Origin of the sequence: Corynebacterium meitnerae, assembly GCF_027570075.1 — a bacterium.
Classification (GTDB): Bacteria; Actinomycetota; Actinomycetes; order Mycobacteriales; family Mycobacteriaceae; genus Corynebacterium; species Corynebacterium meitnerae.
The window spans coordinates 1-22,155 of the sequence record NZ_JAKMUS010000021.1 but is presented as its reverse complement, the minus strand read 5'-3'; the positions used below and the strand labels follow the sequence as shown (position 1 = coordinate 22,155).

The window sequence follows — 22,155 nt, the reverse complement described above, 5'->3', positions numbered from 1 at the left end:
TAGACCCCGCTACCTAGAGCCCGATAACCAGCTAAAAATGCCGAATATCGGGTTCTAAATAGCGGGGTTTAGCTCCAAGCTCAAGAGGCGTGAATTCCCCCTTGAACACGCACCTGTCAAGCCCCCAATTGGAGCCGGCGACGAGAATCGAACTCGCACTCTCAGCTTGGGAAGCTGATGTTCTACCACTAAACTACGCCGGCGCAGCTGCGATGAATCACAAAGAATCACAATGAATGCAGCGGGGAACATCGTAACACCGCCACCCCGTATGCCCCCAAATGCTCGGGGTTAAGATTGGCTTGTGCTTCTTTCAGATCGTGACATTTCCTCCGCCATCGAGGCCGACCGCCTTCAGATCGACCCATTCGATGCTGATCTGATTCAGCCATCGAGCATCGACGTGCGGATTGACAACCTCTTCCGTGTGTTCAACAACTCGAAATACACGCACATCGACCCCAAGGAAGAAATGCCGGACCTCACCACCGAGGTCGCGGTGCCCGAAGGTGAACCGTTTGTGCTGCACCCCGGCGAGTTCGTCCTCGCTGCGACGCTTGAGCACTTCACGCTTCCCGACGACCTCGCCGGCCGCCTCGAAGGCAAATCCTCCCTCGGCCGCCTGGGACTATTGACCCACTCCACCGCAGGCTTCATCGACCCAGGCTTCTCCGGCCACATCACCCTGGAGCTTTCCAACGTGGCCAACCTGCCGATCACCCTCTGGCCAGGCATGAAGGTTGGCCAGCTGGCCCTGTTCAAGATGAGCTCCCCGGCCCAAACCCCGTACGGCTCCAGCAAGCTCGGCTCAAAGTACCAAGGTCAGCGCGGCCCGACCCCGTCGAAGGCGTACCTGAACTTCCGCTAGGGCCAAAGCGGACTGGCCCCATCCGAGATTTCTCACATCCCCTTTTCCGCGACCTGCCCTTTTAAGTTCTGCAAACGGAGAGTGTGCGAGATTTCTCGAAGCCGCTATTTCAGCCCACTTTTCTTGCTGCTTGCACTGCCCTGAATAGGATCCAGGGCAGCTTCCGCAGCGTCCCTGCGGAGAATCTCAGAACAGTCCAGCCCTGCAGTTGGCATTCAAGGTTGATGTCAAAGTCTTTATCGCGCTGACTTCTAGCGAGATGGTGTTCCCCGTCATACATCAGAGCAATTCTCAGCTCTGGGATAGCCAGGTCAAACACGGTGACAAGTTGGTTGTCCAATGTGACCGGCATTTGCTCCACAAGCTGGAGTTTCAATGGTGCGAGTGCATCCACGATGTAATCCCACTGCGGCCGGAAAGCTAACGGAAGGTGGCCCAGAACCGCCATGCACATGAGACGCATTTCGGTCTCCTTCGGAGACTCTGCGAGCGGGCTGGACAGGCGCATTGCTTGGGTCATCCATCGTTTATTCACTCGGTAGTGTGATGCCTTGAGCAGCTGCGCTGGGGAGAGGGAGAGACGGTGGCAGGCAGCGTCAATGAGCATGACGGCCCAGTAGGTGGGGCCGTCGGTGATCCAGCGAGGCCTGGGCCACATGTGAAATCCCGCACGAATGTCTTGCAATGCTTCCGCCACGGCTTCATGTGGCTCACTTATAGGCAGGTCAATGCCACGCCAAGTGACATTCCAAGGGGTGCGAGTCTCTCGCCGCCTCACTATGACACCGGTGTCTTCTCGCTTGTAGGTGGGTGAGTTGAGCGTGGTGTCACATGAATCCACTAGGTAAGGCACGCCATAGAGCGCTAGCGCGCTAGTCCCCGCAATTGCACATTGTGGATGCTCCAGGGATTGGGCGATGGCACGAAGGTTTGCAGGCACCGCGAAACCCCGGCCGCGTGGGTGGGCTTGAGCTTCTGATCGGGTGATCGCAGGAGGACGGGGCGCAAACCCTGAGGCCAGGTACTTAGCTGATGCGTGTTGGCCCGAGCCGGGAACATCCGCCGGGTGTAGATGGCCCTGTACGAGGTAAGTGATGTCCATGGAGTCGTGGACTTTCGGAAAAATAAGTTTGTTCATACTCACTTAGACTGCTGAAACTCTCGTTCGGTTCCCCCACAGTCGAGATTTCTTCCAAGCGGTTGTCCGCCACCTGCGCCTTTAATACCGACTCCTGCACAAAGCGTCAGGTTTCTCGAACGCCTTCTCGCACTCACCCTGCGCAACCTCCCAGCAGGGGTCATAATGGCCGGTATGCGCATGACTGTGATTGGCACCGGTTACCTCGGCGCGACGCACGCCGCTTGCATGGCGGAGCTCGGCCACGAGGTCCTGGGAATTGATGTTGACCAGGCAAAAATCGACGCTTTGAAGGCGGGCAAGGTCCCGTTCTTTGAGCCGGGTTTGCCGGAGGTGCTGGAGCGGAACATCGCGAATGGCCGCCTGCGTTTCACCACGGATTACAAAGAGGCTGCCGAGTTCGCCAACGTCCACTTCATTGGCGTGGGCACGCCGCAGCAGCGCGGCAGCTACGCGGCGGACACCACCTACGTTGAGGCGGCGGTGGACAGCCTCGCGCCCCATTTGCAGGGCGATCATGTGATCTTCGGCAAGTCCACGGTGCCCGTTGGCACTGCTCAGGCGCTGCAAGAGCGAGCAAACAAGCTCATCGGCGACAACGCCACCCTCGAGATCGCCTGGAACCCCGAGTTCCTCCGCGAGGGCTACGCGGTCAATGACACGATCACGCCGGACCGCATCGTCCTCGGCGTCCGAAGCACCAATAGCACCGAAAGCCGCGCCGAAGAGATCGCCCGCGAGGTCTACGCCACGCCGCTTGCGGACAGCACCCCGTTCATCGTGACCGACCTCCAGACCGCTGAGCTGGTCAAAGTCTCCGCCAACGCGTTTCTGGCCACGAAGATCTCCTTCATCAATGCGGTCTCCGAGGTCTGCGAAATCGTCGGCGCTGATGTCACTCAGCTTGCCGACGCCATCGGCCACGACGAACGCATCGGCCGCAAATTCCTCGGCGCCGGTCTCGGTTTCGGCGGCGGCTGCCTGCCGAAGGACATCCGCGCATTCATGGCCCGCGCTGGCGAACTCGGCGCTGACCAGGCCTTGACCTTCCTTCGCGAGGTTGATGCGATCAACATGCGCCGCCGCGAGCGCGTTGTTGATCTGTCGCGCGAGATCCTCGGATCTCTCATCGGCCGCCGCATCACGGTGCTCGGTGCGGCGTTCAAGCCGAACTCGGATGACGTGCGCGATTCGCCCGCCCTCGCGGTCGCCGGCCAGCTCAATCTCGCTGGCGCTTCCGTGCGCGTTTATGACCCGGAGGCAATGGACAACGCGCGCAGGGTCTTCCCCACGTTGGATTATGCGGATTCGCTCGACGATGCACTCGCTGACGCCGAGCTCGTGATCCTCGCCACCGAGTGGGATGAGTTCAGGCAGCTCGATCCAGAACATGCAGGTCAGCTCGTTGAAAGCAAGACGCTTATCGACGCCCGCAACGTCCTCCCCGTCCCCACCTGGCACTCCGCTGGCTGGGAACTCCACGCCCTCGGCCGCTCTCTCTAACAGCCAAGAACTCTCACTCTGACGAGGAATTTCCGGCTAAGGAATTCAGGTGAGAGAGTTCCGGCGACGGCGCGGAAGGTATGTCGCCAGAGCATGCGGACAAATGTGTCCGTTTGGTGTCTGCGGCGCAGGTCAGGGCAAGTTTTCAATGCGGACACACTGTGCGTCCGCATCAACGGAGCCCGTTTTCTCAGCGTAAAGGGCATAGCCAGCTAGAAACGGACACATTTGTCCGGACCTCAATTTGCACTATATAGCGCATATAGCGCGCTCGAGAGCCACGACGTTCTAGTGCTGGTGGTAATCCGAGAGGAAGTTACCCAGGCGCTCGATGGCATTCTCCAGCTGGGACGCCCACGGCAGGGTGACAATGCGGAAGTGGTCAGGCGTCGGGTAGTTGAAGCCGGAGCCGCCGACCATGAGGATCTTCTCGCTCTTGAGAAGGTCGAGCATGAAGCGTTCATCGTCGTGGATCTGGTACATGTCCAGGTCAATCTTCGGGAACGCGTACATCGCGCCCTTTGGCTCAACCACGGAGACGCCGGGGATCTCGCGGAGCTTCTTCACGGTGATGTCGCGCTGCTCCTTCAAGCGGCCACCTTCGCCGGTGAGAGCGTAGATGGACTGGCGGCCACCAAGTGCCACCTGAATGGCGTGCTGGCCAGGAACATTCGCGCACAGGCGGGTGCCGGCGAGCAGATCCAGGCCCTCGATGAAGCCGGTGGCGCGACGACGCGGACCGGTGATGACCATCCAGCCAGCGCGGTAACCACACACGCGGTAAGCCTTGGACAGGCCATTAAAAGTACAGGTCACGAGGTCGGGGGCGATGGCGGCCATGGAGTAGTGGACGGCGTCGTCGTAGAGAACGCGGTCGTAGATTTCGTCGGAAAGCACCATGAGCTCATGCTCGCGCGCGATGGCGGCGAGGCCTTCGAGGACCTCCTTGGAGTACACCGCGCCTGTTGGGTTGTTCGGGTTGATCACCACGATGGCTTTGGTGCGCGGGGTGATCTTGGAGCGGATGTCCTCGAGGGACGGGTTCCAGTTGTCCTCCTCGTCGCACACGTAGTGGACGGGCTTGCCACCGGCGAGGGAGGTCGCGGCGGTCCACAGCGGGTAGTCGGGGGAGGGGATGAGGACCTCATCGCCGTTGTTGAGCAGCGCCTGGGTGGTCATGGAGATGAGCTCGGAGACGCCGTTGCCGAGGTAGACATCGTCGATGTCAAAGTCTGGGAAGCCGTCGATCTCCTCGTAGCGCGTCACCACAGCACGGCGCGCCGGGATGATGCCCTTGGAGGTGGTGTAACCCTGGGACGTTGGCAGCGCCGCGATCATGTCGCGCATGATTACGTCCGGTGCGTCGAAGCCGAAAATCGCCGGGTTGCCGGTGTTCAGCTTGAGGATGGAGTGGCCGTCGCGCTCCATCTCCTCCGCCGTCGCCGCAACGGGACCGCGGAGGTCATACGCTACGCCTTTGAGCTTGTCCGCCTGGTCAAAGTGGCGGTGCTTTTTGATGCGGGGGGAAGATTTCGTCTCGGGTTGCTCGGTCATAGGGGTCATCCTACTCGTCTGACATGCGGTTCATTTTGTATCTATCAAGGGTCTTCTTCGCCAGATCCATCGCGGAGCCGGTTAGTTCGTCGCGTTTCGCGGCGCGCAGTGCCTTTCTGCGTTCCTCTTCTACGCGGCGTTCCGCCTGAATTTCGCGCAGCCGTTCACGCTCGATCTGCCGTGGGCTGGGTGTGTACCAGCTGTCCGGCCCGACCCGCATGACATAAAGCAGGATGAACAGGGTGGGGATGATGAGGAAGATGAGGGCGCCGATCCCCGGGTAGCCGGCTTGACCGGCCACTGAGGTGAGTGCGATGGTGCCAATCGATCCCAGGCTGAAGATACCCATGCGGGTGCGCTGGCCACTGGCGCGGGATTGCTCGATTTCGCTGCGGGTATACACCTCAACCTTGTTGGACTGCACGGCTGGTGTTCCGGCAGTGTGCTGCGCGGGGAGGTCCCGGAACAGCGGGAGGAGATCGCGGTGGGTGGTGGCTTCCGCGACGGCGTCGCAGCGGCGGTCATACTCAGTCAGATCCAGCCGGCCTTCGCCGTAGGCGAAAGTGAGCCGGGAGAACGCGTCGGCCCGGTCGGTGTCGGATAAACGCAGCTCAAGTTTTGATGCTGGCGTATTTTCTGGCTGGTTGTTCACGCTTCATATACTAGTGAGAATCCCCTGGCAAACCCTAGTTGGCAGGCTTTTGCGCTACCGGGTTGTTGCCACATCGTTGCAATATTGATGGTTTTTTGTGCGCGGTGATTCCTCGAGTTTCGTTACTCTGGGGGCCATGACAACACCGAATGATCCGTACAACAACGGCAACAACCCGTACTCCCAGAACGGCAACGGTAATGAAGGGGGCACCGGGCAGCCCGGTCCCGCTGATCAGTCTGGCTACGGCCAGGACCCGAACCAGAACCAGAGCTCTGCCTACGGCCAGGGCTACAGCCAGGATTACGGCCAATCCGCAAACGGTGGCTACGGCCAAGACCCGAACCAGAATCAGAATCAGGGTTACGGCTATGGCTACGGGCAGAACCAGGGCTACAACCAGGGCCAGGATTACGGTCAGGGCCAGGCCCAGGGGGCTAACCCGTATGGCTCCTACGAGTCTTACAACACGTCTGCTTCCCAGGATGCGTACGGTTCCGGCTACGTAGACCCGAACGCTGGGTCGCAGTCGGGGCAGCCGTTGGTGACTAATGCTGGTCCGCTACCAGTCATTGAATCACTGACGTTTGGTTTCAAGCGTGTGTTCACCAGTCAGTGGCACGTGTACTTGGGCTTGTCGGTGATCCCGATGGTGGCCCTGATGGTCGGCATGGCGCTTGTTATTGCCCCGATGGTGGCAGGCATCATGGCTGATCCTGATAACTTCATACTGGGCGCAGGCTCTATTGCTTCGGTCGCTGTGCTGGCGATCCTCGGTGGCATTGCATCGTTGGTTTTCCAGATTGTGATGACCAAGGTTGCGCTGCGTGACGCTGCGGGTGAGGCACCGGCATGGGACAGGGCGTTCAAGGATGTGCCGTGGGCGCAAGGTATCTTGGTTCACATTTTGGTGGGCCTGGCTACCCTTCTTGTGGGTCTTGTTCTGATGGCAATTCCGCTGCTTCTCATCGCCACCGTGTCGCCGGCTCTGGGCGTGCTCCTGGCCGTGATCGTGGTGTTCGGCTTCATCTTCCTGTACCCGTTCATTGCGCTGATCCCGCTGTATGCGATTGACGGCCGGACGAATGCGGTTGGTGCTTTCTCCGCAGCATTCAATGACGTTAAGGCGAACTACTGGCGTGTGCTTGGTGCACTGGTTGTGGTCGGTCTGATCAGCACTATTGCTAGCTCGATCACCCAGGGCCTGTCCTCCATCATCATGGCGCCGGTGACCGCGCTGGTGTCGGTGTTTGTGTACCGCTGGATCAGCGACCGCCACGAGCAGCCGGTGCAGCAGGATGGCTACATGAGCATGTACTAGGCCGCTAGGCCACTAGTCCTCAGCGCTGAACTGGGATTGGTTCAGCTCGAAGTACGTTCCTCGCCGGGCAAGGAGTTCCTCATGGGTTCCTTGCTCGGCGATTTTTCCGTTTTGCATGACGATGATGAGGTCGGCGTCACGGATCGTGGATAGGCGGTGCGCGATGACAAAGCTCGTGCGGTTCTGACGGAGCGCGTTCATTGCTTCTTGGACGAGCACTTCGGTGCGGGTGTCTACGGAGCTGGTGGCTTCGTCGAGAATAAGCAGCGCTGGCTGCGCGAGGAAGGCGCGCGCGATGGTGATGAGCTGGCGCTCACCGGCAGAGATGGATCCGGCGTCCTGGTCGATCTCAGTGACGTATCCGGCGGGGAGGGTGCGGACAAAGCGGTCAACGTAGGTGGCCTTGGCAGCGGCGATGACTTCTTCATCCGTGGCGTCGAGGCGGCCGTAGCGGATGTTGTCCATGATCGTGCCCTTGAACAGCACGGCGTCCTGCAGCACCATGCCCACCTGTGTGCGTAGGGCGGCGCGGGACATGTCGCGGATGTCGGTGCCGTCGAGGCGGATGGCACCGGCATCGATGTCGTAGAACCGCATGATCAGGTTGACCAGGGTGGTCTTGCCGGCACCGGTGGGTCCGACGATGGCAGCGGTCTGCCCCGGTGCCACGCGCAAATTCAGGTCCTGGATGAGCGGCTCCTCAGGGTTGTAGGAGAAGTCCACGTGATCGAACTCGACGAGGCCGTGGGAGACCACGGCACTGTCAGTTGAGACGTCGGGGGTCTCCTCGTCAGCGTCGAGAAGCTCGAAGACGCGCTCCGCAGAGGCGACACCAGATTGCAGCATCTGCATCATGCCGGCGACCTCGCCGAGAGGCTGGTTGAGCTGGCGGGAGTACTGGATGAAGGCTGTGGCATCACCGAGGGTGAGGTTGCCGGATGCGACCTTGAGGCCACCGAGAACGGCGACGGCCACGTAGGACAGGGACCCGATGAATTGCATGATCGGGTGCATCGCGTTGGCCAGGAATTGGGCCTTCTGTGCGGCGGTGGCCAGTTCCTCGTTGCGCTCGTTGAACTGCGTGCGCATGTGATCAGAGTGGCCGAAGATGGTGGTCACGTCATGGCCGGAGAAGGCCTCTTCGACGTGTCCGTTGAGGTCGCCGGTGGCCTTCCACTGGGTGACAAACTGCTTCTGGGAGCGGGTTCCCACCAGCCCGATCACGGCGCCGGTAAGGGGGAGCGCCAGCAGTGCGAGGAGGGCGAGCTGCCAGGAGATGGCCACCATCATGACCACGATGCCCACGATGGTCAGCAGGGCATTGAACAGGGAGGACAAGGATTGCTGCAGTGCTTGCTGGATGTTGTCCACGTCGTTGGTGGTGCGGCTCATCACATCGCCGCGCTGGCGGGAATCGAAGTAGCGCAGAGGTAGACGGTTGATCTTCGCTTCCACGCGTTCGCGCAGGGTGTACACCGCGCGCATGGTCAGGCGATTGAGAATCGCGCCTTGTGCCCACATGAGGAACGAGGCGGCAATGTACAGTGCCAGCACCGCCATGATGAGCTGGCCAAGCCGGTCAAAGTCAATACCGCTGCCCGGGGTCAGTTCCATCGCGGAGGCCATGTCGGCGAAGCGGTCCTGCCCCGCAGCGCGCAGACCCTCAACAGCCTGCTCCGGGGTCATGCCTTCCGGCAGTTCGCGCGACATGACGCCAGAGAAGATCACGTCCATCGCCTGGCCCATCACGCGCGGCGCCCACACGGCAAGAAGTACCGACACCGCGTTCATGAGGAACACCAAGGTCAACGCAAATTTATAGGGTGCCAGCAGGCCTAGGAGTCGCTTCGCGGACGGCCAGAACTGCTTCGCTTTGCGGGGTGCTTTGCTGGAGTAGTCATCGCCGGCCATGGAGGCCTCGTATTCGGCCAATTGCTCGTCGTTAAGCTGCTCGCTCATGCCGTTACCTCCTGCTGGCTCGCCGCGATCTCGCGGTATGTCTCACTCGTGCGCAGCAGTTCCGCGTGGGTTCCGCGCGCCACAATCTCGCCGGCCTCCATCACAAGGATCTGGTCAGCATTGCTTATCGACGCCACCCTTTGTGCCACCACCAACACCGTCGCATCCTTGGTGTAGTCACGCATCGCCTCTTGGAGCCGGGCTTCGGTGACGGCGTCGAGGGCGGAAAACGAGTCGTCGAAAAGCAGTACATCCGGCTGCGCGACGAGCATGCGCGCGATGCACAGGCGCTGGCGCTGACCACCGGAAACATTCGTGCCGCCCTGGGTGATGGGCATGTTCAGATCCTCGACGAAGTGAGCCTGGGCAACACGCAGTGCCTCCCAGAGTTGGTTATCGGTGGCATCCGGATTGCCCACGCGAAGATTCGTGGCCACAGTGCCGCGGTACAGCCACGGCTTCTGCGGGACCATCCCTACCGTGCCGCCGACACGCATCTGGCCGGACGTGGGGTAGTAGAGCTGCGGGATAAGGCCAATGAGCGTGGATTTTCCGGAGCCCGTCGAGCCAATGATGGCCGTAGTTGTTCCCGGTTTTGCGGTAAACGTGATGTCTCCCAGAACCGGCTCTTCCGCGCCGGGGTAGCGGTAGGACACGTTGTTGAATTCCACGACGCCAGGCTCCGCATCGGTGCTTACTGCCTGGTCAGGGCGCTGCGTGGGCTCGTAGTTCACAACTTCGCTGATACGGCGGCCGCACACGAGCGCGCGGGGCAGCATCATGAGCACGAACACGCCCATCATCACCGCCATGAGAATCTGCATGAGGTACTGCATAAAGGCGGTCAGGGAACCAACCTCCACCAGGCCTTCATCGACGCGGTGGCCGCCGAACCACAGCACGGCTGCGGTGGCCAGGTTCAGGATGAGCATGATGACGGGGAACATGGTCACGAACACTCGCCCGATGTTGAGGCTCAGCTTTGTCAGATCCGCATTCGCCTCACGGAACCGCTTCTCCTCAAAATCCTCGCGGCCGAATGCACGGACAACGCGGATGCCAGCGATCTGTTCGCGCAGCAACCCGTTAATGCCGTCGAGCTTGAGCTGCATATTCTTGAACATCGGCAGCAACAACGCGGCAGTGATGGCCACCGCCACGGTAAGCACCAGCACCGCAACCACCACGAGCCACGACATGCCAGCATCCTGGCGCAGCGCCATGATCACGCCGCCGACACCCATGATGGGCGCGGCGACCATGAAGTTGAGGAAGAGCAGCGTAGTCATTTGCACCTGCTGCACATCATTCGTCGCGCGGGTTGTCACCGTGGCCGGACCAAAGTGGCTCATGTCCTCGGCGGTGAACCGGCTGACATTGTCATACACAGCACGGCGAATATCCCGGCCCGTGCGCATCGCTGCCACGGACGCGAACCACACTGCCGCTACAGCCGCCACCACCTGGGCCAGCGACACTGCCAACATGATCAATCCCACGCGCCGGATGTACGCCACGTCCGCCTTTGCCACACCGTTGTTGATGATGTCTGCGTTCAAATCCGGCAGATACAACATGGCCAGCGTGGAGAGCAGCTGCAGCACCACAACCGCAGCGATGAACGGGGTGTACGCCTTGCCGTACCGCCCGGTAAGTCGAATGAGTTCCACGAATCAACTCCCTGAATTGAGGTATCGCAGCAATCCTAGACCCCAGGTAGGACACGCGCTCATGCGTCAGAAACCCGCCAGAAAGCCGCCCCGGCTAGACCTTGTTTACCAGCGGAAATAACGCCTCATGTCGATTTTGGCGGAAAAAATCGACATATCGCGCGGATATGTTTATTCTTTCGACATGTCCGAGAAGACCCTGCCCGGATTCGACCCGAATCGGCCGTTTAATGATCTGCCGTCCTTGCCCCCACAGCAGGAACTGGAGACTGCAAGGGTGCTCAAAGCTGTCATTGATGCACGGAGTGAGCTTGCTGCATTGAATACAGCGTGCCGGCTGATTCCGAATCCGGAGATCATCACGTCAACGATTCCTCTGCGCGAGGCTCAGGCCTCCACGGAGATAGAGAACATCGTGACCACGAATGATGAGTTGTTTAGAGCGCAGTGGAGCGTGGATCTTGAGCCCACGCCGGCAACCAAGGAGGCTCTCCGCTACCGCGACGCGTTGCGGCGTGGGGTTGAGTTGGCAGAACAGAGGCCTGTTTCGGAGAAAATTGCGGTGGAGGTGTGCTCGGTCCTGCAGGGAAATCAGGCTGTGGTGAGATCAACCCTGGGCACTTTCATTGGTGATCCGGTAACGGGTAAACGTGCATATACCCCACCTGAGGGGCAGGACGTGATCCAGCGACACTTGGCGGCGTGGGAGCGTTACCTCTATTCGGATCATGGCCTTGATCCGCTGGTGTTAATGGCTGCTGTGCATTACCAGTTTGAGGCGATCCACCCGTTTTATGACGGCAATGGCCGCACGGGTCGTATCCTCAACATTCTTCTCTTGTTGCAGGAAAACGTTCTTTCCTTGCCGGTTCTCTATTTGTCCGGAACGATCGTGGACAACAAGGAGGAGTATTACAGGCTGCTCAGTGCAGTCACATCACGTGGTGCATGGGAGGACTGGATCATTTTCATGGTCAATGCGGTCGCCGAGTCCGCGCGCAGCACAAGCCTGCTTATCGACGATCTCCGGGGCCTCCAAGACACCACCACCTCCCGCGTGCGTGCTGCAGGTGTGACACCGGCAGCTGAGCTGACGGAATTGTTGTTTGTGCAGCCCTATATCCGCATCTCTGATGTGATCGATGCTGGTTTGGCACAACGACAGACCGCATCGCTGTGGCTCTCCCAGTTGGTGGATGCGGGTGTTTTAGATGAACAGCGAATTGGTCGGTCGAAGGTGTTCTTGAATAAGGATGCGTTGGGGATCCTGACCCGTCGATAAGCCTAAGCCTGCCAGCGCTCGTCCGGCCCGGTGGTGCGGTCCGCGTAGCGCTTCTGTGCCTTGCCGTACTCGTCTTCGGGGAGTTGGTAGAAGTAGACGCGCGGCATGACGGCCTCGGCGTTGTCGAGGTAAGTGGTCACGAACTTGTCCACGTCCTCGCGCTCCGCGGACTTCTTGCTCACGTAGATGAACAGGGGACGGGTGAGCGGGTAGTTACCGCTCTTAGCTTCCTCGGCGGTGGGGGCGATGCCGTCGACGTTGACGTTGTCGATGCGGTTGCGGTTGTCCTCATCGGTGGCCAGGTAGTTGCCAATGCCCATGAAGGACAGGGCATTCGGGTCTTCGGCGACCCACTTGGACAGTTCCTGAATGTCGTCGGTGGCCTGGTAATCATCGCGGATCTCATCGCCGTTCAGGACCAGGTCTTTGAACACGCCCAAGGTGCCGGAGCCGTCGGGGCGGCCGTAGAGCGTGATCTCCTCATCCGGCCAGGACGGGTCAATGTCGGACCACTTAGACACCGCGGAGTCCTTTGCCCAGATGTCGTGGAGCTGATCAATGGTCAGGTCAGCGGCGAAGTCATTGTCGCGGTGCTTCACAATCGTGATGGCATCCAGGCCGATGGGCAACTCGACGTACTCGACGTTGTTATCCGCGCACTGCTTCTGAAAGTCCGCCGGGATGGCCACGGAGGAATCGTTGATGTCGGCCTCGCCGTTGCAGAACTTCTCAAAACCGTCGGTGGAGCCGATGGCCTCGATGCCCGCGTCAAAGTCATAGCGCGAAGCAATGTAGGACGAGATTGGCTCGACGGTGGCAGAGCCGGTGACGCGGATGGCGTCGGCTCCAAGGGTGCCGTCGTTAGAAGAGCAACCAACCGCGAACACCGTCACGGCAGCGAGCAGGGAAGCGGTGAGAGCGTGGCGGGTCTTAGGCATCGTCCTTGCCCTCCTGCATCTCGGCGCGGAACTCGCGGAGCAGGCGGAAGAGGTTCTTCCAGGAGCCCTTGGAGGTGGTCCAGTACTTAGCAAAGTTCTCGTCCAACTCCGCCTGCTGTTCCGGCGTGACGTTGGGGTTGATCTTCTTGTGGCGGTGGTGATCAGACTCGGCATGCTCAGCAGAGTTAGCTGTCGCCGCTTCATTCTCGTGGTCCTCCGTCAAACGGTCCTTGTTGCGGCCACGGGCGCTGAGTTCAACGCGCAGCTCGTTTGCGGTTTCTTCGAGCTCTGCGAGGAGAGCTTCCAGGGCTTCGTCCGGGGCCTCATTCTTGATGAGGTCCTGGGCCATGGGGGACAGGTCGGGGGTCTCGTTCGGGTTCGTCATTGAAGGCTCCTGTTGGTTGGGGAGTTACATCAAGGTGTTGGAGATGAACACGGCCAGCAGCGGCAGAGCGAAGAAGACGCCACCGATGTAGATGAAGATGTAGAGCTTGTTCTTTTCGGCCAGGCCAGCGAGCCAATCGGAGCAGCGCGGGGGAACGTCGCGCAGGAATGGCAGGCCGAGGATGAGGATGGCGGCGAAGAGGTTGAACATCGTGTGTACCAAAGCACCAGCCATGGCGGCTTCAGCCTCCGCGCCGGAGGCGGAGAATGCGGCGATGAGGCCGGTGACGGTGGTACCAATGTTCGCGCCGACCACGAAGGGGAACAGGGTGCGGACGGAGAATTTGCCGGAGGCAGCCAGCGGAACCGTCAGCGCGGTGGTGGTGGAAGAGGACTGGACCAGCGCGGTGATCAGGGCGCCGGAGAGAACACCGAAGAAGGAGTTCTTGCCCAGCGCGGCGTAGAGGATCTCCTGTGCTTTGCCCACGAGCAGGGCGTTGAGAAGTTTGCCGATGAAGCTGATGGACAGCAGCACCAGGCCAACGCCAATGAGGGCGAGGAGGACGCCACCCCAGACATCCCCAAGCGGTGAGACCAGCGCGCCCGCGACGCCGACGAGGGGTTCGGTGATGAGGTCAATGAAGTCACCGAGGGATTCAAAGACGCCAGCAATAATGCCGTCGCCCGAACCAGACAGGGACGGCGCGACAGCCGAGGCGGTCTTGCCCAGGAATCCCGTGAACATCTCCAGTGTGAAGAAGATGGAGATGCCGATGAGGTTGAAGAAGTCGTGCACGGTTGCCATGGAGAAACCGTTGCGGAACTGCTGTTTGTTGCCAGCCAGGCCCAGAGCCACCAGCGTCGAGGTGACGGAGGTACCCATGTTGGCACCGAAGAGCATGGGGATGGCGATCTCCAGCGGCAGACCACCAGCGATCATGCCCACCACGATCGAGGTTGTCGTCGACGACGACTGGATGATGGCGGTGGTCACAATGCCAATCGCCAACCCCACGAAGGGATTCTCCGCAAAGGAGAACAGTTCCTTGGCCTGGTCGCCTGCGGCCAGCTTGAAGCCGTCGCCGATCATGCCCACACCGTTGAGCAGCAGCCAGACGCCGATGAATACGGCGATCCAGTTGATGATCTGCTTGGTGGTGCCCGTAAACGGGAGGAATTTCAAAGGGTCGTTGTCTTGGATGTCCTCATCAGCCTGCTCGTGCTGGGCAACGGTCACGTCTGTGTCCTCGGGGTGCTTGTACTCACCGGCGAAATCTCGCGTGAGTTCTTTACTAGTCATGCGCGCTCTCTCAAAACTGGCAAAAATATCCGGAAATATTAGGCGCGCGTCAGGTTACCCCAAGGATCTTGACAGCAAAGTAACGGTAGATGAACGCTTGTTGAACTAGTGCGGTGAGCTGCGCTTAAGGGGTTGCCGGAACCGCGTGAGCCATCGTGAGTAGGCAGGACCACTCGGCCGCGGTGACGCGCGAGCGATCCGCCGGCCGATGCCAGCCAGTCCACGTGGTGAAGGGCAGCTTGCGGGATTCAAGGAAAGCGATAATCGCGCCAGGCTTATCCGCGTTGGACGGTGCAGCCACCACCGTCGTCCTACTCGCGGGAAGCGCGGTGTGGGTGCGCAGGAAATCGTAGGTGGCTGCCGCTTTGGCACTGTTGCCCAGCACGACGAGTTCACCAGCAGTGTCAGTGGTCTCATTGGCAATGATGACCGTGTCGTAGTAGTGCGTGAGATCACCCAGTGACACTGTGTCATCCCCAGTGCCGATGCGGAGGTTGCCGAAGAGGCGGAGGCGAGGAACGGTGTTCCTGTCATTGGTGGTGCGCTCGGTGGAACCGAAGCGGATCAGGCACGTGGGTGCGGGGGACTGGCTGAACAGGTCGACGAAGTAATCGCCCATGCAGATGAGAAGGTCCGCGGTTTCGATGGCTGCGGGGCCGTGGCCGATGACGGCGACACGGTGTGCGGCGTGTGTCATATCGTTGTCCCTTCTCGTTGTGGTGATCGAACTTGATTACGCGGCCTTAGTTTAGACCGCTTAGTCTGTAACCGTAGTCACCGTTGGCTCGCGGTCAAGGCTTAGTGTCTATTTTTATTCACCTTAAAGCGCAGTGCACCGCCATGAAACTTGCCGCATTCATAGGCTAGACCGAGTGGTCCGTGTAGCGTGCATTTCAACAAAAATTAGCACCGGGCGTACTAGACAGAGTGGTACGCAAAAGCAGTTGAAGGAGGCGGCATGACCGCACCCACCACCGCGCGGAAGCGCCCAGCCCGCAAGCCCAAACCAGAAGGCCAGTGGAAGGTCGACGGCAAGGCACCGCTCAACCACGATGAGGAACTCAAGCAGGTTGAGCCGGTGCTGGAGGTGAAGCAGCGGGTCATTGATACGTACTCCAAGCAGGGCTTTGCCTCCATTCCCAATAAGGACCTGTACCCGCGTTTTAAGTGGCTCGGCCTGTACACCCAGCGCAAGCAGAACTTGGGTGGCGAGCACACTGGCAAAGACAACCTTGAGCTCCAAGATGAGTTCTTTATGGCGCGCGTGCGTTTTGATGGCGGCCAGTGCTCCACCGAACAAGCCCGCGCGGTGGGGGAGATCTCCCGCGATTACTGCCGTTCCACCGCGGACCTCACCGACCGCCAGAACATCCAGCTGCACTGGGTGGGCATCGAGGATGTCCCGGCGATGTGGGAGAAGCTTGAGTCCGTCGGCCTGAACACGTGGGACGCCTGCGGTGATGTACCGCGCGTGATCATGGGCTCGCCGGTGGCAGGCATTGCGAAGGATGAGATCATTGATGCCACCCCGGCTATTGAGAAGATCAAGAACGAATACGTCCTCCGCGATGAATTCCAGAACCTGCCGCGCAAGTTCAAGTCTGCGATCTCGGGTAATGCCCGCCAGGACGTGATCCATGAGATCAATGACATCGCGTTCATTGGCGTTGAGCACCCAGAGCTCGGACCTGGTTTTGAGCTCTTCGTCGGCGGTGGCCTGTCCACTAACCCGATGCTGGCGCAGTCCCTCGGTGCGTTCGTCACCCTTGAGGAAGTCCCGGAGGTGTGGGCTTCCGTCGTGCGCATCTTCCGCGATTACGGTTACCGCCGCCTGCGCAACCGCGCGCGCCTGAAGTTCTTGGTGGCGCAGTGGGGTGCAGAGAAATTCCGTCAGGTACTCGAGGATGAGTACTTGGGCTACAAGCTTCCGGACGGCCCACGTGCCCCAACCAACCTCATCGACCGGGATCACGTTGGCGTCCATGAGCAGAAGGACGGCAATGTCTACCTCGGCGTGAAGCCGACGATGGGGCACCTCACCGGTGAGCAGCTCATCGCTATTGCTGACCTGGCGGAGTCCTATGGGTTGAGCCGCCTGCGGTTCACGTCGTTTAAGGAAATCCTTTTCCTGGATGTTCAACCAGACAAGGTCGACGCGTTGGCCAGCGACCTGCAGGAGATGGGCCTGTACTCCAAGCCGAGTGAATTCCGACGCGGCATGCTCACCTGCACGGGGCTTGAGTACTGCAAGCTCGCCCACACCACCACCAAGGCGCGTGGCATTGAGCTCGCGGATGCGCTGGAGGACCGCTTCGGCGACATCGATTCCCCCATCACCATCACGCTCAACGGCTGCCCGAACTCGTGTGCCCGCACGCAGGTCTCCGACATGGGCTTCAAGGGCCAGATGGTCGATGACGGCAACGGCAACAAGGTTGAAGGCTTCCAGGTTCACCTCGGTGGCACCGTCACCAGGGATACGCCGGATGGCGGGAAAGAAGCCAATTTCGGCCGCAAAATCCGTGGCCACAAGGTGTTGTCATCGGAGCTGGAGGAGTATGTGAGCCGGGTGGTGGGGAATTACGTCGATAAGCGACATGAGGGCGAAATTTTCCGCGACTGGGTGCTGCGCGCCGACGAGGAGGATCTGAAATGAGATTCCGGCGCGAACCGAACGCGAACCGTAACTTTCCCACACACTGCCCGTACTGCGCGGGCGAGGCGCTCTTTCCGGATGCAACAAGTGACTTTGCATGGAAATGTACGGAGTGCCTCCGCATCTTTGAGGTGAAGTTTTACGGGCAAGACGCCCCCGACCACGCCCCGGCACCGGCGAAATCGACGGAGCAAGCTCTGCAGGAATCGCTCGCGCGCCATGGGCATGTGGCGGTGTTGAGGAAGGAAAAATAATGGTTGATTTTCTCAGGCGCGCACAGGTAGATGTGCGTGACCCGGAGATCAGTCCGGAGGGGCCGAAGGAGACAGCGCCGCTTTCTCCGGAGGTCGCCGCAGAAAACGCGCGGCTCGTCGATGAGTGGGCTGAGAAGCTTTACAGCGCCTCCGCGCAAGAGATCATGCAATGGGCCCACGAGCACGCCCCGGGCAAGATCGCGGTGACGCTGAGCATGGAAAATACCGTGCTGGCGGAGCTGGCGAAGGACTATCTGCCGGACGCTGAATTCCTTTTCCTGGACACCGAGTACCACTTCCCGGAGACCCTCGAGGTGGCTGACCGCGTGGAGGAGCGCTACCCGGACCAGAAGCTCGTGCGCGCGAAGGCGATCTTGTCGCGTGAGGAGCAAGACCGTGTGTACGGCCGCGCGCTGTACAGCACGAACCCGACTGCGTGCTGCCGCATGCGCAAGGTGGAGCCACTAGCGGTGAGCCTCTCCCCGTACGCGGGTTGGGTGACCGGGCTGCGCCGTGCGGATGGTCCGACGCGTGCGCAGGCACCGGCACTGTCGCTGGATGCGACTGGGCGGCTGAAGATCTCCCCAATGATCACGTGGTCGCTGGAAGACACTGACGAATACATCGATAACAAGAACCTGATCATCCACCCCCTGACCAAGCAGGGCTACCCCTCCATTGGCTGCGCAACCTGCACGTTGCCGGTCGCGGAGGGTGAGGATCCGCGTGCGGGCCGGTGGGCGTTCAGCACCAAGACGGAATGCGGGTTGCACCAATGAGCCAGACACTTTCACCCCACCTGCGGGATCTTGAGAATGAATCTATCCACATCATCCGTGAGGTTGCCGGGCAGTTCGACAAAATCGGCCTGCTGTTCTCCTCCGGTAAGGACTCGTGCGTGGTCTATGAGCTGGTCCGCCGCGCCTTCGCGCCGGCCGCACCGCCGATTGAGCTGCTGCACGTGGACACCGGCCACAACTTCCCCGAGGTGATCGAATTCCGCGACAACCTCGTGGAAAAGACCGGTGCGCGCCTGCGCGTCGCCCATGTTCAGGACTGGATCGACCGCGGCGACCTGGTTGAGCGCCCCGACGGCACCCGCAACCCACTTCAGACCGTCCCGCTGGTGGAGACCATCGCCGAGGTCGGCTACGACGCCGTCCTGGGTGGTGCCCGCCGCGATGAGGAGCGCGCCCGCGCCAAGGAGCGTGTCTTCTCCGTCCGCGATTCCTTCGGCGGCTGGGACCCGCGCCGCCAGCGCCCTGAACTGTGGGATCTGTACAACGGCGAGAAACTCCCCGGCGAGAACATCCGCGTGTTCCCCATCTCCAACTGGACCGAGTCGGACGTGTGGGAATACATCGGCGCCCGCGAGATCGAGCTGCCGTCCATCTACTTCGCCCACGACCGCGAGGTGTTCAACCGCGATGGCATGTGGCTCACCGCCGGCGACTGGGGCGGCCCGCGCGACGGCGAAGAGATTGAAACCCGCCGTGTGCGCTACCGCACCGTGGGCGATATGTCCTGCACCGGCGCCGTTGAATCCACCGCCACCACCATCGATGAGGTGCTCGCTGAGCTTGCCACCTCCACCTTGACCGAGCGCGGCGCCACCCGCGCCGATGACCGCTTGAGCGAGTCCGCCATGGAGGACCGCAAGAAGGAGGGCTACTTCTGATGACTGCCACCAACGTGCTAGCCGATCGCGCCACCCTGCGCCTCTGCACCGCCGGCTCGGTGGACGACGGCAAATCCACCTTCGTCGGCCGCCTCCTCCACGACACCAAGTCCGTGCTCGCCGATCAGATGGCCAGCGTCGAGCGCACATCTGCCGACCGCGGCTTCGAGGGCCTTGACCTTTCTCTGCTTGTCGACGGCCTCCGCGCCGAACGCGAACAAGGCATCACCATCGACGTCGCCTACCGCTACTTCGCCACCGACAAGCGCACCTTCATCCTCGCCGACACCCCCGGTCATGAGCAGTACACGCGCAACACGGTCACGGGCATGTCCACCTCGCAGGTTGTCGTTCTGCTTGTCGACGCCCGAGGCGGCATCAAACCCCAAACCGTCCGCCACCTCACCGTGGCCAGCCTGCTCGGGGTGAAGACGGTGATCCTGGCCGTGAACAAGATCGACCTGGTGGACTACTCCGAAGAGGTTTTCGAGAACATCCGCACCGAGTTCGAGCAGCGCGCCACTGCCCTTGGCATCGCCGAACCACACGCCGTACCGATCTCCGCGCTCAAGGGCGACAACGTTGTCGAGCGCTCCGCGGAAACCCCGTGGTACGACGGCCCGAGCGTGCTTGAGCTGCTGGAGACCATCCCGGTCCACTCCGGCCGCGCACTCGATCTGCCCTTCCGCTTCAACATCCAGTACGTCCTGCGCGAGCACGCCACGGATTACCGCGCCTATGCCGGCACCGTGAACGCCGGCACCATCAGTGTTGGCGACACCGTCACCGCACCGGGTGGTCGCACCACGACCGTCACGCACATCGATAACGCTGACGGCCTTGATGGCGCCACCACCGCGAAAGCCGGCGACGCGATCGCGCTGCGCCTGGCCGATGACATCGACCTGGCCCGCGGCGACGTCGTGTGCGGGGCCGCACACGACGGACACAACGGCTACCCCGAATCCGTCCGCGAATTCCACGGCACCGTCGTCGGCCTGACGGAGAAGGCCATCACCGCTGGTCAGGCAGTGAAGCTGCGCTACGGCACCTCGCTTGTCCGTGCGCGCGTGGCCAGCGTGGACCGCGTCATCGACATCGATGGCACCCCCGAAGCCAACACCGATAACACCGCGCCGGAGTCCTTCGGGCTCAACGACATCGCGCACGTAACCATCCAGACAGCGCAGGAACTGCCCATTGAGGGCTACGCCGCACGCGGCGCCGTGGGCAACTTCCTGCTCATCGACCAGGCCAGCGGCAACACCCTTGCCGCCGGACTCGTGGGAACACGATTGAGGTAAACACCATGGCGGCACACACGGCACTGATCACCCTCTCGCACGGTTCGCGTCACCCCGATGCGCGGACGGGAGTCCGCGAGCTCACCCGCACGGCAGCGCGCCAGCTGGGGGTGATGGGGGCCGACGCCCACCTCGAGTTTGATACCCCAGACCTCACCACCGCTGCCCGCCAGCTCGCTGATCAGGGCGTGACCCGCGCCGTTGTTGTGCCGACGCTGTTCACCCACGCTTTCCACGCCACCTACGACGTCCCCGAAGCGATCGCCAATGCCCACGACGCCACCGGCATCGAGTTCATCGCCGCCCACGGGCTGGGCCAGGGTCCGGACATCGCCGACATCCTCGCCGCCCGCGCGATCACCGACATCCAGGCTGCCCGCCGCCCGGTTTCGCAGATCGTGCTCTATCCCGTGGGCACCTCGAATGAGGAGGCGGCGGGGAAGACGGTGGAGTTGGGGGAGGGCGTCGAAAAGCGTCTTGGTCTGCGCGTGACCACCGCACCGGCGACGGGCTACGGCAAGCGCGACATCGCGGAGCTCGCTGCGGACGACGCGTACCTTTTGCCGCTGTTTGTCACGCGCGGGTTGCTGCTCGACCGGGCCTACCGAATGTGGCGCGGACCAGCATCGGAGCCCCTCGGAACCGACCTGGCCCCGGTGGTAGCGCAACGCTACGCAGCAGCACTCGCCACACTGACAACCCACGAAGGTGCCCGCCCATGAACCGCATGACCACCCTTATTCTCATCGCGCTTGCCGGACTTGCCGGACAGCTTGTGGACGGCGGCCTCGGCATGGGCTTCGGCGCCACCTCCACCACCATCCTGATCATGCTGGCCAGCCTCGGCCCCGCCCAAGCCTCCGCCGTGGTGCACACCGCGGAACTGGGAACCACGCTGGTCTCCGGCATCAGCCACTGGAAATTCGGCAACGTGGACTGGCGCACCGTCGCCGCGATCGGCGTGCCGGGCGCCATTGGTGCATTCGCGGGTGCGACGGTGCTGTCCACCCTGTCCACGGATGCGGCAAAGCCGGTCATGTCCCTCATCCTCGCCGCCATCGGCCTGAACCTGATGTACCGCTTCAGCCGCGGACTCATCCGCCGCCATGTTGCGGAACACCCGCATTCCGTGCCGTTCCTGTCCGGGTTGGGCCTGTTTGGTGGCTTTATCGACGCCACCGGTGGCGGCGGCTGGGGCCCCGTCACCACCTCCACTTTGCTGTCCGCTGGGCGTGCAGAACCCCGCCGGATCGTGGGCACCGTCAACACCGCCGAGTTCTTTGTCACCGCTGCTGCGACCTTGGGCTTTGTGCTGGGGATGTGGGAGGACCTAGTGGCCAACCTCGCCGCTGTGGTTGCCCTGCTGATCGGTGGTTCCATCGCCGCGCCGCTGGCTGCGCTGCTGGTCACCCGCCTGAATCCGATCCTGCTTGGCGGGATGGTGGGCACCCTCATCGTGGTGCTCAACCTGCCGGTGGTGCTTGGTGCCCTTGGTGTTGGTGCCGCCGTCCTGGTGGGCGTGCGTATCGCGGTGTTGGTCGTGGGAGTGGCCCTGTCCGTGGTTGGCTGGCGCCGTTACCGTGCGAACTGGCGGGCTGCTGGTGAGAAACCCAATGAAAAAGAGGCTGCGTTGGGTGTGGAATCGGATCAGCCTGCGGCGGTGTAGACCACGCGGGTGAAGGATTTTACATCTG

Annotated in this window: 19 protein-coding genes and 1 tRNA gene; 10 read left to right on the top strand and 10 right to left on the bottom strand. The window is 61.4% G+C overall.

The window, feature by feature from the left end; genetic code table 11:
* Nucleotides 1-129 precede the first annotated feature (129 nt).
* Nucleotides 130-203 (bottom strand) — tRNA-Gly (locus tag L8U60_RS10085).
* A 101-nt stretch (nt 204-304) separates the two neighbouring features.
* On the opposite strand from L8U60_RS10085, the gene dcd reads away from it, so the two are divergent.
* Nucleotides 305-868 carry a dCTP deaminase gene (gene dcd / locus L8U60_RS10080; RefSeq protein WP_269966247.1) on the top strand — a complete coding sequence of 188 codons (564 nt, stop codon included), beginning with the start codon at nt 305-307 and terminating at the stop codon, nt 866-868.
* Nucleotides 869-977: 109 nt separating this feature from the next.
* Here dcd and L8U60_RS10075 read toward each other — a convergent pair whose 3' ends face one another.
* A complete protein-coding gene (locus L8U60_RS10075; RefSeq protein WP_269966246.1) occupies nt 978-1,526 on the bottom strand; it encodes a PDDEXK family nuclease in 549 nt (182 codons plus the stop codon).
* Nucleotides 1,527-2,180: 654 nt separating this feature from the next.
* Between L8U60_RS10075 and L8U60_RS10070 the strand changes: the two genes are divergently transcribed.
* Complete coding sequence (locus tag L8U60_RS10070) at nt 2,181-3,509, top strand: UDP-glucose dehydrogenase family protein (protein ID WP_269966245.1); 1,329 nt, start codon at nt 2,181-2,183, stop codon at nt 3,507-3,509.
* A gap of 288 nt (nt 3,510-3,797) precedes the next feature.
* On the opposite strand, the gene L8U60_RS10065 is transcribed toward L8U60_RS10070, so the two are convergent.
* Nucleotides 3,798-5,063: a pyridoxal phosphate-dependent aminotransferase gene (locus tag L8U60_RS10065; RefSeq protein ID WP_269966244.1), complete on the bottom strand. Its 1,266-nt coding sequence runs from the start codon at nt 5,061-5,063 to the stop codon at nt 3,798-3,800.
* 10 nt (nt 5,064-5,073) lie between these two features.
* A complete protein-coding gene (locus L8U60_RS10060; RefSeq protein WP_269966243.1) occupies nt 5,074-5,715 on the bottom strand; it encodes a DUF1707 SHOCT-like domain-containing protein in 642 nt (213 codons plus the stop codon).
* A gap of 136 nt (nt 5,716-5,851) precedes the next feature.
* Here L8U60_RS10060 and L8U60_RS10055 point away from each other — a divergent pair, with 136 nt between their 5' ends.
* Nucleotides 5,852-7,036 (top strand): hypothetical protein, encoded by a 1,185-nt coding sequence (locus L8U60_RS10055; protein ID WP_269966242.1) that lies wholly within the window; start codon nt 5,852-5,854, stop codon nt 7,034-7,036.
* A gap of 12 nt (nt 7,037-7,048) precedes the next feature.
* Here L8U60_RS10055 and L8U60_RS10050 read toward each other — a convergent pair whose 3' ends face one another.
* Together L8U60_RS10050 and L8U60_RS10045 are read right to left on the bottom strand one after the other, a co-directional pair.
* Complete coding sequence (locus L8U60_RS10050) at nt 7,049-8,995, bottom strand: ABC transporter ATP-binding protein (RefSeq protein ID WP_269966241.1); 1,947 nt, start codon at nt 8,993-8,995, stop codon at nt 7,049-7,051.
* Entirely contained in the window at nt 8,992-10,665 is a 1,674-nt protein-coding gene (locus L8U60_RS10045) for an ABC transporter ATP-binding protein (RefSeq protein WP_269966240.1), read from the bottom strand. Before L8U60_RS10045 ends, L8U60_RS10050 begins: the two co-directional genes overlap by 4 nt.
* A gap of 127 nt (nt 10,666-10,792) precedes the next feature.
* On the opposite strand from L8U60_RS10045, the gene L8U60_RS10040 reads away from it, so the two are divergent.
* The gene (locus tag L8U60_RS10040; protein WP_269966239.1) at nt 10,793-11,947 is read left to right on the top strand and encodes a Fic family protein; all 1,155 of its coding nucleotides are present in this window, start codon (nt 10,793-10,795) and stop codon (nt 11,945-11,947) included.
* A 2-nt stretch (nt 11,948-11,949) separates the two neighbouring features.
* Here L8U60_RS10040 and L8U60_RS10035 read toward each other — a convergent pair whose 3' ends face one another.
* The 4 genes from L8U60_RS10035 to L8U60_RS10020 all read right to left on the bottom strand — a co-directional run bounded on the left by L8U60_RS10035 (nt 11,950) and on the right by L8U60_RS10020 (nt 15,266).
* Nucleotides 11,950-12,885, bottom strand: a complete 936-nt coding sequence (locus L8U60_RS10035) for a substrate-binding domain-containing protein (RefSeq protein ID WP_269966238.1) — start codon at nt 12,883-12,885, stop codon at nt 11,950-11,952.
* Nucleotides 12,878-13,270, bottom strand: a complete 393-nt coding sequence (locus L8U60_RS10030; RefSeq protein WP_269966237.1) for a hypothetical protein — start codon at nt 13,268-13,270, stop codon at nt 12,878-12,880. The genes L8U60_RS10035 and L8U60_RS10030 overlap by 8 nt, the downstream gene beginning before the upstream one ends.
* A gap of 24 nt (nt 13,271-13,294) precedes the next feature.
* Nucleotides 13,295-14,569: a Na/Pi symporter gene (locus tag L8U60_RS10025; protein WP_269966236.1), complete on the bottom strand. Its 1,275-nt coding sequence runs from the start codon at nt 14,567-14,569 to the stop codon at nt 13,295-13,297.
* Nucleotides 14,570-14,693: 124 nt separating this feature from the next.
* A complete protein-coding gene (locus L8U60_RS10020; protein WP_269966235.1) occupies nt 14,694-15,266 on the bottom strand; it encodes a hypothetical protein in 573 nt (190 codons plus the stop codon).
* A gap of 261 nt (nt 15,267-15,527) precedes the next feature.
* Here L8U60_RS10020 and L8U60_RS10015 point away from each other — a divergent pair, with 261 nt between their 5' ends.
* The 6 genes from L8U60_RS10015 to L8U60_RS09985 all read left to right on the top strand — a co-directional run bounded on the left by L8U60_RS10015 (nt 15,528) and on the right by L8U60_RS09985 (nt 22,127).
* Nucleotides 15,528-17,225 (top strand): nitrite/sulfite reductase, encoded by a 1,698-nt coding sequence (locus tag L8U60_RS10015; RefSeq protein ID WP_269966234.1) that lies wholly within the window; start codon nt 15,528-15,530, stop codon nt 17,223-17,225.
* Nucleotides 17,226-17,478: 253 nt separating this feature from the next.
* Nucleotides 17,479-18,258, top strand: a complete 780-nt coding sequence (locus L8U60_RS10005) for a phosphoadenylyl-sulfate reductase (protein WP_269966232.1) — start codon at nt 17,479-17,481, stop codon at nt 18,256-18,258.
* Nucleotides 18,255-19,157 (top strand): sulfate adenylyltransferase subunit CysD, encoded by a 903-nt coding sequence (cysD, locus tag L8U60_RS10000; RefSeq protein ID WP_269966231.1) that lies wholly within the window; start codon nt 18,255-18,257, stop codon nt 19,155-19,157. The genes L8U60_RS10005 and cysD overlap by 4 nt, the downstream gene beginning before the upstream one ends.
* The gene (locus L8U60_RS09995) at nt 19,157-20,461 is read left to right on the top strand and encodes a sulfate adenylyltransferase subunit 1 (RefSeq protein ID WP_269966230.1); all 1,305 of its coding nucleotides are present in this window, start codon (nt 19,157-19,159) and stop codon (nt 20,459-20,461) included. The genes cysD and L8U60_RS09995 overlap by 1 nt, the downstream gene beginning before the upstream one ends.
* 5 nt (nt 20,462-20,466) lie before the next feature.
* Nucleotides 20,467-21,183, top strand: coding sequence for a sirohydrochlorin chelatase (locus L8U60_RS09990; protein WP_269966229.1), 717 nt, complete (start codon nt 20,467-20,469; stop codon nt 21,181-21,183).
* Nucleotides 21,184-21,188: 5 nt separating this feature from the next.
* Nucleotides 21,189-22,127: a sulfite exporter TauE/SafE family protein gene (locus L8U60_RS09985; protein WP_269966257.1), complete on the top strand. Its 939-nt coding sequence runs from the start codon at nt 21,189-21,191 to the stop codon at nt 22,125-22,127.
* The last annotated feature ends 28 nt before the right edge of the window (nt 22,128-22,155 follow it).

Bases quoted from the DNA above. Each gene is read 5' to 3' on its own strand.
- L8U60_RS10075 (WP_269966246.1), bottom strand. From the start codon at position 1,526: ATGTGGCCCAGGCCTCGCTGGATCACCGACGGCCCCACCTACTGGGCC.
- L8U60_RS10070 (WP_269966245.1), top strand. From the start codon at position 2,181: ATGCGCATGACTGTGATTGGCACCGGTTACCTCGGCGCGACGCACGCC.
- L8U60_RS10065 (WP_269966244.1), bottom strand. From the start codon at position 5,063: ATGACCGAGCAACCCGAGACGAAATCTTCCCCCCGCATCAAAAAGCAC.
- L8U60_RS10055 (WP_269966242.1), top strand. From the start codon at position 5,852: ATGACAACACCGAATGATCCGTACAACAACGGCAACAACCCGTACTCC.
- L8U60_RS10050 (WP_269966241.1), bottom strand. From the start codon at position 8,995: ATGAGCGAGCAGCTTAACGACGAGCAATTGGCCGAATACGAGGCCTCC.
- L8U60_RS10040 (WP_269966239.1), top strand. From the start codon at position 10,793: ATGTCGATTTTGGCGGAAAAAATCGACATATCGCGCGGATATGTTTAT.
- L8U60_RS10035 (WP_269966238.1), bottom strand. From the start codon at position 12,885: ATGCCTAAGACCCGCCACGCTCTCACCGCTTCCCTGCTCGCTGCCGTG.
- L8U60_RS10030 (WP_269966237.1), bottom strand. From the start codon at position 13,270: ATGACGAACCCGAACGAGACCCCCGACCTGTCCCCCATGGCCCAGGAC.
- L8U60_RS10025 (WP_269966236.1), bottom strand. From the start codon at position 14,569: ATGACTAGTAAAGAACTCACGCGAGATTTCGCCGGTGAGTACAAGCAC.
- L8U60_RS10020 (WP_269966235.1), bottom strand. From the start codon at position 15,266: ATGACACACGCCGCACACCGTGTCGCCGTCATCGGCCACGGCCCCGCA.
- L8U60_RS10015 (WP_269966234.1), top strand. From the start codon at position 15,528: ATGACCGCACCCACCACCGCGCGGAAGCGCCCAGCCCGCAAGCCCAAA.
- L8U60_RS10005 (WP_269966232.1), top strand. From the start codon at position 17,479: ATGGTTGATTTTCTCAGGCGCGCACAGGTAGATGTGCGTGACCCGGAG.
- cysD (WP_269966231.1), top strand. From the start codon at position 18,255: ATGAGCCAGACACTTTCACCCCACCTGCGGGATCTTGAGAATGAATCT.
- L8U60_RS09995 (WP_269966230.1), top strand. From the start codon at position 19,157: ATGACTGCCACCAACGTGCTAGCCGATCGCGCCACCCTGCGCCTCTGC.
- L8U60_RS09990 (WP_269966229.1), top strand. From the start codon at position 20,467: ATGGCGGCACACACGGCACTGATCACCCTCTCGCACGGTTCGCGTCAC.
- L8U60_RS09985 (WP_269966257.1), top strand. From the start codon at position 21,189: ATGACCACCCTTATTCTCATCGCGCTTGCCGGACTTGCCGGACAGCTT.